Annotated in this window: 8 protein-coding genes; 7 read left to right on the forward strand and 1 reads right to left on the reverse strand. The window is 34.7% G+C overall.

Annotated features, from left to right (window positions below; all coding sequences use genetic code 11):
• Positions 1 to 9: 9 nt before the first annotated feature.
• Positions 10 to 4,359 (forward strand): DNA polymerase III subunit alpha, encoded by a 4,350-nt coding sequence (gene polC / locus Ccar_RS01785; protein WP_007059774.1) that lies wholly within the window; start codon positions 10 to 12, stop codon positions 4,357 to 4,359.
• A 131-nt stretch (positions 4,360 to 4,490) separates the two neighbouring features.
• Here the strand turns inward: polC and Ccar_RS01790 are convergent, their stop codons facing one another.
• The gene (locus Ccar_RS01790; protein WP_007059773.1) at positions 4,491 to 5,384 is read right to left on the reverse strand and encodes a LysR family transcriptional regulator; all 894 of its coding nucleotides are present in this window, start codon (positions 5,382 to 5,384) and stop codon (positions 4,491 to 4,493) included.
• A 113-nt stretch (positions 5,385 to 5,497) separates the two neighbouring features.
• On the opposite strand from Ccar_RS01790, the gene mdcA reads away from it, so the two are divergent.
• From mdcA to Ccar_RS01820, 6 genes are all read left to right on the forward strand, one after another.
• Positions 5,498 to 7,159 (forward strand): malonate decarboxylase subunit alpha, encoded by a 1,662-nt coding sequence (gene mdcA / locus Ccar_RS01795; RefSeq protein WP_007059772.1) that lies wholly within the window; start codon positions 5,498 to 5,500, stop codon positions 7,157 to 7,159.
• Positions 7,160 to 7,221: 62 nt separating this feature from the next.
• Positions 7,222 to 7,530 carry a malonate decarboxylase subunit delta gene (locus Ccar_RS01800; protein ID WP_007059771.1) on the forward strand — a complete coding sequence of 103 codons (309 nt, stop codon included), beginning with the start codon at positions 7,222 to 7,224 and terminating at the stop codon, positions 7,528 to 7,530.
• Positions 7,508 to 9,208, forward strand: a complete 1,701-nt coding sequence (gene mdcD / locus Ccar_RS01805) for a biotin-independent malonate decarboxylase subunit beta (protein WP_007059770.1) — start codon at positions 7,508 to 7,510, stop codon at positions 9,206 to 9,208. Before Ccar_RS01800 ends, mdcD begins: the two co-directional genes overlap by 23 nt.
• Complete coding sequence (locus Ccar_RS01810) at positions 9,199 to 9,840, forward strand: malonate decarboxylase holo-ACP synthase (RefSeq protein ID WP_007059769.1); 642 nt, start codon at positions 9,199 to 9,201, stop codon at positions 9,838 to 9,840. The genes mdcD and Ccar_RS01810 overlap by 10 nt, the downstream gene beginning before the upstream one ends.
• Position 9,841: 1 nt before the next feature.
• On the forward strand, positions 9,842 to 10,771 hold the full coding sequence (gene mdcH / locus Ccar_RS01815; protein ID WP_007059768.1) for a malonate decarboxylase subunit epsilon: 930 nt from the start codon (positions 9,842 to 9,844) through the stop codon (positions 10,769 to 10,771).
• Positions 10,772 to 10,949: 178 nt separating this feature from the next.
• Positions 10,950 to 11,723 carry a hypothetical protein gene (locus tag Ccar_RS01820; RefSeq protein WP_007059767.1) on the forward strand — a complete coding sequence of 258 codons (774 nt, stop codon included), beginning with the start codon at positions 10,950 to 10,952 and terminating at the stop codon, positions 11,721 to 11,723.
• The last annotated feature ends 24 nt before the right edge of the window (positions 11,724 to 11,747 follow it).

An 11,747-nucleotide genomic window follows, 5' to 3' on the forward strand; every position in this document is an offset into this window, starting at 1 on the left:
AAAAATAGTATGAAGAAAATAAATGAAATTTTTAGTGATTGTGAACTAGAGGGAAACATAAATACTGCCATTGTAGAATCTGTAGTCTTAAGCAAAAAAACCAAAACTCTGGAAATGAAAATTAGCTCAGATAAATATATTGAAATAGAAGAATTTGAGCATCTTAATAAGTTTATAAGACAAAGATTTGCTTTAAATGATTCTAGAATTGCTGTAAAGTATGCCGAGGGAACCGATAAAAAGCCTATAGAGAAAGAATTGAAGAATATAGTATTTTTTGTGGCAAACAGATATCCTGCTTTAAAAGCAGTGATGAATAGTAGTGAATATGAAGTGGCAGAAGATACTATAAATTTTAATTTTAAAATTCCAGTATCAGGCTTTTTAAAAACTATGGATTATGATAAAAAAATTCATAAAGTAATAAAAAACCTCTATGGTACAGATTACAAAATAAGTTTCGTTGATAAATTAAGCAGTGAAGAATTATTAAAAATGGCAGAGGATAAACGTGCAAGTGAAATGCTGTTTATTAAGAAAGAAATTAATAACAGCGTAATAGCTAAGGAGGAGACCCCTAAATTACCTAAGAAAGTTGTAGAAAAGAAACAGGAAGTAAAAGCAGAAGCTGCCATGAAAAAAGGAACTTCATGCTTGATATTAGGTAGAAATCCTAATATTAAGGAACCTATAGTAAAAATTACTGACATTACACCTGATGAAGGCAGAATAGCTATAGAAGGTGAAATATCAAATATAGAACCAAAGGAATTAAGAAGTGGAAAAACATTAATTTCCTTTGATTTGTATGATGGATCAAGTTCAATTACATGTAAGGTATTCTGTAAACCTGGTGAGGATAGTGGGGTATTATCAAGGCTTAAAAAGGCTAAGGGTGTTAGACTTGCTGGAAATTCAGGATATAGCAAGTTTTCTCAGGAAATTGAGGTTATTGCCAATACTGTAATTGAAACAGAGGGTATGAAGAAGGTTAAGAGACAAGATAAGTCAGAGATGAAGAGGGTAGAACTTCACATGCATACACAAATGAGTCAAATGGATGCTATGACTAGTGCTACTGATTTGATTAAAAGGGCCATGAGCTGGGGAATGAAATCTATTGCCATAACAGACCATGGAGTAGTGCAGGCTTTTCCAGAAGCACATAAGCTTTTAGGAAGGGATAATCCAGACATGAAGATTATATATGGAGTGGAAGCTTATTTGGCGCCTGATAAAAAGCCATCTGTAACAAATATAAAGGGACAGAGCATTGATACTACATATTGTGTGTTGGATTTGGAAACTACAGGCTTTTCTCCAGTAATAGAAAAAATTACTGAAATAGGAATTATGAAAATTAAAGATGGAAAGGTAATAGATAAATTTAGCTGTTTTGTAAATCCGAAGAAACCTATTCCACCAAGGGTTGTGGAAGTTACTAATATAACTGACGACATGGTAAGAGATGCAGAAACTATAGAACAGGTATTTCCTAAAATGCTTGATTTTATTAAAGATAGTGTTTTAGTTGCTCATAATGCTGAATTCGATATAGGGTTTTTAAAGCATAATGCTAGAGTTTTAGGATATGATTTCGATTTTACATATCTAGATACTTTGACCTTAGCACAAGAACTCTTCCCTGATTTTAAAACTTATAAATTAGGAAGAATTGCTAAAAACCTTGGTATAAAGGTGGAGGTTGCTCATAGAGCATTAGACGACGTAGATACCACTGTTAAGATATTTAATGTAATGCTTGAAAAGTTAAAAGAAAGAGGAGCAGAAACTCTTCAGGATGTGGATGTATATGGTTCTGATGAGGCTGCTAAAAAGGAAGAATACAAGAAGCTAAAAACCTATCATGCAATAATATTGGCAAAGGATTATGTAGGCTTAAAGAATTTGTATAAGTTGGTATCCTATTCTCATTTGGATTATTTTTATAAAAAGCCGCGTATATTGAAAAGCATGTACAAAAAATATTCTGAAGGCTTAATCCTTGGTAGTGCCTGTAGTGAAGGTGAATTATATCAAGCAATATTACTTGGAAAATCTGATGAGCAAATAGAGGCTATTGCACAGGATTATGATTATTTGGAAATACAGCCTTTAGGAAATAATGATTATTTGGTAAGACAAGAACAGGTACCAAACAAAGAATATCTAAAGAAAATTAATAAAAAAATTATAGCATTAGCAGAAAAATTCAATAAACCTGTAGTGGCAACAGGAGATGTTCACTTCATGGACCCTGAAGATGAGATATACAGACGTATACTAGAAGCTGGTCAGGGTTTTAAGGATGCAGATAATCAGGCTCCTTTATATTTAAGAACTACTGAAGAGATGCTTCAGGAATTCTCCTATTTGGGGGAAGAAAAGGCTTATGAAGTGGTAGTTACAAACACTAATAAGATAGCAGATATGTGTGAGCAGATTAGTCCTATTTCACCAGAAAAATGTCCACCGCATATAGATGGCTGTGAACAGACTATTAAGGATATAGCTTATGAAAAGGCACATGAGCTATATGGAGATCCGCTGCCAGAAATTGTTCAGACTAGATTAGATAAAGAGTTGGAATCAATTATAAAAAATGGATTCTCTGTAATGTATATTATAGCTCAAAAGTTGGTATGGAAATCAAATGACGATGGCTATTTGGTAGGTTCTAGAGGATCTGTTGGTTCCTCCTTTGTTGCAAACATGACTGGTATAACAGAAGTAAATGCACTGCCTCCACACTATAGGTGCCCTAGCTGCAAGCATTCGGATTTTTCAGATTATGGTGTTAAAAATGGCTTTGACTTACCAGATAAAGTATGTCCTGTTTGTGGAGAAAAACTGGTTAAGGATGGTATAGATATACCATTTGAAACTTTTTTGGGTTTTAATGGAGATAAGGAGCCAGATATAGATTTAAACTTTTCAGGAGAATATCAGGCAAAAGCTCATAAATATACAGAAGTTATATTTGGAAAAGGCACAACTTTTAAGGCTGGAACTATAGGTACTATAGCAGAAAAAACAGCCTTTGGTTATGTGAAAAAATATTATGATGAAAAAAATGTTCCAGTAAATAAGGCAGAAATAACCAGGATTGCAGTAGGATGTACAGGAATAAAGAGAACTACAGGACAGCATCCGGGAGGAATCATAGTTGTTCCAAAGGGGCGTGAAATATTTGAATTTTGCCCTGTTCAGCATCCTGCAGATGATTCTAATTCAGATATTATAACAACACATTTTGATTATCACTCCATTGACCAGAACCTATTGAAGCTTGATATACTGGGGCATGACGATCCCACAGTTATAAGAATGCTTCAGGATATAACAGGAGTGAATCCACATGAGATACCTATGGATGATAAGGAGACTATGTCCATATTCTCATCCACTGAGGCTTTAGGAGTAACACCAGAACAGATAAATTCAAAGGTAGGAACTTTTGGTATTCCTGAATTTGGTACTAAGTTTGTACGAGGAATGCTTTTAGATACAATGCCAAAAGCATTTTCAGATTTGATATGTATATCAGGACTTTCACATGGTACTGATGTATGGCTTGGAAATGCAAAGGACTTAATTGATCAGGGAGTAGTTACCTTAAGCGAAGCAGTGTGTACCAGAGATGATATTATGATTTATCTTATCAAAAAAGGTTTGCCAAACAATACTGCCTTTAAGATAATGGAGCTTGTACGTAAGGGAAAAGCATTAAAAGATCCTGCAAAATGGGCAGAATATGAAGCTTTAATGAGAGAACATGATGTTCCTGAATGGTATATAGATTCTTGTAGGAAGATAAAATACATGTTCCCTAAGGCTCATGCTGCAGCTTATGTAATGATGGCTTTTAGAATAGCTTGGTTTAAGGTTCATATACCTAAGGCTTATTATGCAGCATACTTTACCATTAGAGCAAAGTCCTTTGACAGTGAATTCATGATATTTGGCAAAGAAAAAGTTAGAGAAAAAATGAAGGAAATTGAAATGATGGGCAATCAAGCTACCCCTAAGGATAAAGATATGTACGATGATTTAGAAATAGTTTTGGAAATGTATGAGAGAGGTTTTAAGTTCCTTCCAATTGATTTATATAAATCCAATGCTACTAAATTTATAGTAGAAGAGGAAGGGCTAAGGCCACCTATAAATAGTATATCTGGAATGGGAAATGTAGCAGCAGAAGGTATATATAATGCGGCCAAGGAAGAGACCTTCAGCTCTATAGAGGATGTAAAGAAACGCTCTAAAATTGGTAATTCTGCTATAGAATTACTTAAAAAGTTTGGCTGTTTAAAAGGTCTTCCTCAAAGTAATCAAATGTGCTTTTTTGATGTAATTTAATTTTATAAGAAAGTACAATTTTTGAAATGATATCATGTGAGGAATATTAAAAAAGTAATATTAAGATTTTAAAAGCTGATTTCTGTATTGTACAGGAATCAGCTTTTATTGTTTATAGGCATAGAATATTTCTAGTCCTGAGCTTTATTATTAAAAGCAAGTTTAGCAAAATAGTCAATGGTAAATTGACGAAATAACCGTGCTGCCTTGGGAAGATATCGTTCTGCTTTATATGTTAGCGATATAGTACGCCTACATACAGGTTCTTCTATATGTAAAAGGACCATAGAAGAACCTGTAGAACCTCCCCAGGATACAGCAGGAATGAATGCTACACCTTGACCAGCTCTTATTAAACCACGTACAGTTGCTGGATCATCACTTTCGAAAATGACATGGGGAGTAAATCCTGCATAGCTGCAAAAAGTGTCAGTTATTTCTCTAAGTTTTTTACCACGTCTTAAACTTATAAAACCATCATTAGCAACTTCAGTTAGCTTTATACTGCTTCGTTTAGCTAAAGGATGTTCTATTGGTACTGCTAAAAAAATTTCTTCAGTTATTAAAGGTATACTGTCAATATCATTTAATTTTACAGGTGAAGATGATATGCATAAATCGAAGTCAGGTCGTGTTATTGAGTTTGAAAAATGCTGAATAAGATTAAAATTTATATGTGGATACTGTTTGCAAAATGAACTTAAAAGATCAGGAAGAAGATTGGAGGCTGCAAGAACTGCTAGTTTAACATCTCCAAAGGTTTTTCCGGATAAGTCATTAAGTTCGTGCCTCCCATCTTCTAATGCTGCTAGTGCTTGATCTACTCTCCTTAAAAAGGCCTTACCATATTGATTTAAATATATGTATTTTCCACGTCTATCAAATAATAAAACACCCAGATCTTTTTCTAAAAGAGAAATAGTCTTGCTAAGGGATGGTTGAGGAATACGAAGTTGTTCTGCTGCCCTTGACATATGCTCAAGATGGGCTACTGTTTGAAAATATCTAAGTTGCAATAATTCCATAACTTTATCCTTCCATACATTTAAATGTATATATATTATACATAATTATATATTAGACGTTATATATATATCAAGTTTATAATGAAATAAACAAGAAAATGGAGGAATAAATCATGAATCAATCTAGTTTAAATGTTGGTTCACAACGTTCATGGACTACTCGACGTGATAAAAAGGCAGGCCAAATTGCCAAAGTACAAAAGTTAGTAAATGGGCGAGTTATACCAACAGAAAAAATTGTAGAAGTTCTTGAAACACTTATAACATCAGGGGATTGTGTGGCTTTAGAAGGAGATAATCAAAAACAAGCATCCTTCCTTTCAAATGCACTTAATAATGTAAATCCGGATAAAGTTAATAATTTACATATGGTTATGTCAAGTGTATCCAGGCCAGAGCATCTTGATATCTTTGAAAAAGGGATTGCAAAAAAATTGGACTTTTCTTATGCAGGATCTCAAAGTCTTCGTATGGCTCAAGCCATTGAAGACAACATTGTGGAGGTTGGAGCAATTCATACTTATCTTGAATTGTATGGAAGATTATTTGTTGATCTTACACCAAACATAGCCTTGGTTGCAGCAGATAAAGCAGATGCTAGTGGTAATCTTTATACTGGAGCTAATACAGAAGAAACACCAACTATTGTTGAAGCTACAGCATTCCGTGATGGAATTGTAATTGCTCAAGTTAATGAATTAGTTGATGAAGTACCTAGGGTAGATATACCAGGTTCATGGGTAGATTTTGTTGTAGTATCCGACAAGCCATATCAATTGGAGGCATTATTTACAAGAGATCCTAGACAGATTACAGAAATGCATATTCTTATGGCTATGATGGCTATTCGTGGAGTATATGAAAAACATAATGTACAATCTCTTAATCATGGGGTAGGTTTTAATACAGCAGCAATAGAATTACTTCTTCCTACTTATGGTGAATCACTTGGACTAAAGGGTAAGATATGCAAAAACTGGACTCTTAATCCACATCCAACATTAATTCCAGCTATAGAGAGTGGATGGGTGGAAAGTGTGCATTGCTTTGGTGGAGAAGTAGGCATGGAAAAGTATGTTGCAGCAAGACCAGATATATTCTTTACAGGTAGAGATGGAAGTCTTCGTTCAAATCGTGCAATGTGTCAGGTTGCTGGGCAATATGCAGTAGATGCATTTGTTGGATCTACGCTTCAAATGGATGCTGATGGTCATTCTTCAACAGTTACACTTGGAAGACTTGCAGGTTATGGAGGAGCTCCTAATATGGGCTCAGATCCCCATGGAAGAAGGCATGCTACAGATGCTTGGCTAAACATGATAACAGAAGAAAGTTCAATTGCTCGTGGTAGAAAATTAGTGGTTCAAATGGTTGAAACCTTTCAACAGGGCAATAAACCTGTATTTGTAGAATCATTGGATGCAATTAAAGTAGGAAAAGATGCTAAGTTACCAATTGCACCAGTTATGGTATATGGTGATGATGTAACCCACGTAGTAACTGAAGAAGGAATTGCTTATTTGTATAAAGCTCAGAATTTAGAAGAACGCCGTCAAGCATTGACTGCTGTTGCTGGAGTAACTCCAATTGGACAGAGAAATGATCCGGAGGTTACAGAAAAATTGAGAAAAGCTGGAGTAATAGCTTTCCCAGAAGATCTTAAAATAAAACGTACCGATGCTAAACGTTCTTTACTTGCAGCAAGGAGTATTGATGATCTTGTAGATTGGTCTTCAGGCTTATATGAACCACCAGCTAAATTCCAGAGTTGGTAAGATGATGATAAATTAGCGTTTTTATATTAAATTAAAAGATTAAGATTTGGAGGTAGCTTAACATGGAGAAATTAACCTTTGAATATTCTGCAACAAAGTCTGTACCTAAGCGTGCATATGTTGGAGTAGTAGGTTCCGGGGATTTAGAAATTTTGCTAGAGCCAATAAAAGAAAAAAAGGCTTATGTTGTAGTAAGAACTAGATTTGATGGATTTGAACAGATATGGAAAGATATATTAGATAAATTTTTTCAAGCCAACGATATTGCTGCAAAGATTGAAATTAATGATTTTGGTGCAACACCAGGTATGGTTACAATGAGATTATTACAAGCTTTGGAGGTGAGCAATGATGATAAGGCTCAAAGATAGTTTTGTAGAACTTGGAGCACGTGATCGTGTAAAAGCATTACTTGATGAAGGAACTTTTAGAGAACTGCTTGGACCATTTGAAAGATTTGAATCACCGCACCTAGAACCACAGGGTATAGTGCCGCAATGTGATGACGGAGTTGTAGTGGCTCGCGGAACAATTTTAGGCGAAAGAGCAGTTGTTATTTCTATAGAAGGTGCCTTTCAGGGCGGCGGTATTGGTGAAGTTTCAGGAGCAAAGATTGCTGGAGCGTTGGAAATAGCAGTTAGTGATAATAAAAGAGGTGTAAAAACTAATGCAGTAATAGTACTTGACAGTGGTGGAGTTAGACTTCAAGAAGCTAATTATGGACTATTATCAATTTCTGAAATTCAGTCTGCAATTGTTGCATTACGTAATTATGTACCTGTAATTGGTGTTATACCAGGAAAAATAGGATGCTTTGGTGGAATGTCCATGACAGCAGGTTTATTTAGTAAAATCATTATTACTCGCGAAGGAAGAATGACACTAAATGGACCTGAAGTTATTGAACAAGAAGCAGGAGTGGCTGAATTTGATTCCAGTGATAAAAAACTTATCTGGAATACTATAGGTGGAGCTCAGCGTCAAGCAATAGGACTTGCTGATGTACTTGCTGAAGATGATATTACTGATATTGTTGAAGCAGTTAAAGCTGTGGTAAAGGAAGGAAAACCTTCTAAACTTAGAAGCAAACAAATAAATCTATATCTTTCGCGTATTAATGCGGTTGATACAACTAAGCCTTTAAACCCAATAGAAGTTCGTAAAATGTGGGGAAAGGAGTGTACTTCAGAAGAAGTTGAGAATGTAAAAATACAAAAAGTTGAACAAAATGAAAAAGTAATGAGCAGAGGAAGAATGTGGTTTGAAAAGTTGACAGGCATAGAAAATCTAAAGGTAGGAGATGTACCATCAATATTATGTGCTGATGTTAAGTTAGGGGATGAACTAGTTCGTTATATTGCTGTAGTACCTAATCCAAACAGCCGTTTTCCAAGAGCCCGCAAAGGAGAGGTTGGACTCGAAGAAGGTTGGACTATTGCTAAGTATGTAAGAGAAGCAATGGAAGAAGATGCAGATAAAGAAAAGAAACGTCCAATAATTGCAGTTGTAGACGTACCAAGTCAGGCTTATGGATATAAAGAAGAATTACTTGGTATATTTCAGTCTTGTGCAGGAGCTGTAGATGCTTATGCTACAGCAAGATATGCTGGTCACCCGATTGTTTCTTTACTAGTTGGACCATCTATATCAGGAGCATTTTTAACACATGGATATCAAGCAAATAGACTTATTGCACTAGATGATCCAGGAGTATTGGTACATGCTATGTCAAAACAATCTGCTGCTAGAATTACTAAGCGTACTGTGGAAGAACTTGATGAAGCAGCTAAAAAAGTTCCTTCTATGGCTTATGATATAGGCTCATATTCTACACTAGGAACCTTAGAGGAATTAGTAAGTGGAATTAATGCTGCAGAACCAAAAGCAGAAGATGTTGAAAACATAAAAGAAAAGTTATCTAAAGCTATAGAAGTAACTCGTACTTCTGGAATTAGAGATTTAAGTAACCGTCTTACTTCAGAAAAGGCCCTTGTAGGAAGAGCTGCTGGAATTAAAGTTCGTAATAGGTTGAAAGAAGAATGGGATTAAAGGTTAACGATTTATTAAAGATTAATGATGTAAGTGATCTTATTGGAGATTTTACGGATGCTTTATGGATTAATGAAGCAGTAAAACGGGCACCATTTGTGGTGGTGCGCCGTGCTCCATTAATAAATGATGTGGTTCCAGTAGGAATACGTGGTACTAATAGAAGTGAGCGATGTGCTGCCACTATTTTGTGCAGCAGTATAGTTGCAAACATAATGCCTGAACAATTAACAGAAGGTAAGCTGTGGAGGACTAATAAACATATAAGAGAAACACACATATTTAAAACGCTAGAAATTGTAGACAGTATATTAGAAGGTTATGGTATGGTTTGGGGACCTACAGGCAGTGTTGGATTTGAATTGGCTAGCGGAATAGAGACTGTAACTGATACTAGTGATCTAGATATTATTATTAGAGCAGAAAGTTTTTTATCTGTTAAAACAGCTCGAGATATTATAGAGGAGTTATCAAAAGTGACTGCTAAGATGGATATACAGCTTGAAACACCAAAAGGGAGTATGGCTCTAGCTGAATATGCAAGGGGTAATAGTCCTGTTTTAGTTAGAACTTTTAATGGACCTAAATTAGTTAAAAATCCATGGTATGAAGATGAAATTTTGGAGGGATAGTATGAGTGCTGCATTTTTATTTCCAGGTCAAGGTTCACAAGAGCCGGGTATGCTACATGAACTGCCTGAGCACCCAATGATAAGCAAAACAATCGAAGAAGCAAGCTCGCTTTTAGGGAGAGATGTACTTTTGCTAGATACTAAAGAAGCACTTTCCTCTACTATTGCAGTTCAGCTATCCCTACTTATTTCTGGTGTGGCAATAGCTAGAACACTAAAATCTGAAGGAGTGGTTCCTGATATAGTTGCAGGACATTCTGTTGGATCTTTTGCAGCAGCAGTTGTATCTGGTGCATTGGATTTTAGAGATGCATTGTCAGTAGTTGAACTTAGAGGAAAACTTATGGAGAATAGTTATCCTAAAGGTTATGGTATGGGAGTTATTCTTGGTCTTGATGAACTACGAGTAAGTTCTTTAGTAGATAAGGTAAATACAGCAGCTTCACCAGTTTTCATCGCAAACCTGAATGCTCGGGATCAAATCACAATTGCAGGTAGTCTTTCAGCAATTGAAGCAGTATTTGTCTTGGCACTTTCTGCAGGAGCACATAAGGCTAAGCTTTTAAAGGTTAGTGTACCCTCACATTGTAGGCTTCTTAAAAATGTCTCTGATGAAATAGCAAGCAAAATAGCTAGCATAGATTTGAAAGCCCCAAGGATATTATTTGTAGGTAATTGCAGAGCAAGGGTGCTTCGAAAAGGTGAAGAAATTGGACAGGACCTTTCAATTGGAGTTGCAAATCCAGTTCGATGGCATGATGCTGCTACATCAATGTTTGAACGTGGTGTTAGATTATTTGTAGAGCTTGGTCCAGGACAGACACTCACTAACATGGCAAAGAAAGCTTTTCCAGATGCCAGATGCATTTCTGCACTGAATAGTGGAATTGAATCTACTTGCATTCTTATGAAACGGGAAAGTGATAGGTAAGTTTGTTAAATTATCCTTTTACATATGTATACATATATACCATGTATGTTGATATTTACCGCGATGTGGTATAAAATTTAAATAATTGATAATTTTTCAAAACTGAGTTGATAATGTTAGAAAATAAGGATGGATTCTATTAAATGTTACAACTACATGATTCAAGGGGGATAATATTATGGATACTACTATTAATGAGTCACAGCTGCTTTTAAGTAATGAATTAAAAAAATTGGAACATAAAAAAACAAAATATGTTGAGGATGAAAAACAGTATTTTCAAGGTAAAAATAATTTTACAAAGGATAATGATGCTTTGAATTTTATAAAAAGTGATAATTTTAAAAGATTATGTATTGCTGCGTATTGCAATTTAGATAATAGCTTTTCGTATATTATGTATAATTATGAAAATCATAATGGTGTTTGGTGTACGGCACAAAGTGAACCTGAATTATTTGATAACAATAATAGTATTATGGCGTATATTCAAGATTTAATAGGTAAATATAATTTTGAAATTATAGATTTTATTAATACTATAGAAAGAGAAGAATATAAATCTTTTAATTTTGATTACTTTGTGGTAGATGAAACTAGTAAAGCATTGCGAGAAAAAATTCAAAGTTATTATAAATCACAACTTTCAGATATGGTAGAAGATTGTAATGATGAAATAAGTATGAATGTTACATTTAGACCAAGTGTTCCTTATGAAAGTTGTTCAGCCTACAGACAAAAGCAGGTGAACTTTGTAGAAGAAGCAAATAAATTAAAAAAGGAACTTAAAGAGAAATTAGAAAAGTTTATTTATAAAGTACCAGATAAGTTTATAAAAGAAGAAAGTTTAGAAAAAATACAGTCCTACTACTTAATGAAATTCCAGGAAAACCATGCTGAAAATAGATCTAAGGATATATTGAAGACTGAAGAAAATGAAGTTAATGAATAAAAACTCAATATATTAGTATATCAG

The sequence above is a fragment of the Clostridium carboxidivorans P7 genome (genome assembly GCF_001038625.1).
Lineage (GTDB): Bacteria > Bacillota > Clostridia > Clostridiales > Clostridiaceae > Clostridium_AM > Clostridium_AM carboxidivorans.

Bases quoted from the DNA above. Each gene is read 5' to 3' on its own strand.
- polC (WP_007059774.1), top strand. From the start codon at position 10: ATGAAGAAAATAAATGAAATTTTTAGTGATTGTGAACTAGAGGGAAAC.
- Ccar_RS01790 (WP_007059773.1), bottom strand. From the start codon at position 5,384: ATGGAATTATTGCAACTTAGATATTTTCAAACAGTAGCCCATCTTGAG.
- mdcA (WP_007059772.1), top strand. From the start codon at position 5,498: ATGAATCAATCTAGTTTAAATGTTGGTTCACAACGTTCATGGACTACT.
- Ccar_RS01800 (WP_007059771.1), top strand. From the start codon at position 7,222: ATGGAGAAATTAACCTTTGAATATTCTGCAACAAAGTCTGTACCTAAG.
- mdcD (WP_007059770.1), top strand. From the start codon at position 7,508: ATGATGATAAGGCTCAAAGATAGTTTTGTAGAACTTGGAGCACGTGAT.
- Ccar_RS01810 (WP_007059769.1), top strand. From the start codon at position 9,199: ATGGGATTAAAGGTTAACGATTTATTAAAGATTAATGATGTAAGTGAT.
- mdcH (WP_007059768.1), top strand. From the start codon at position 9,842: ATGAGTGCTGCATTTTTATTTCCAGGTCAAGGTTCACAAGAGCCGGGT.
- Ccar_RS01820 (WP_007059767.1), top strand. From the start codon at position 10,950: ATGGATACTACTATTAATGAGTCACAGCTGCTTTTAAGTAATGAATTA.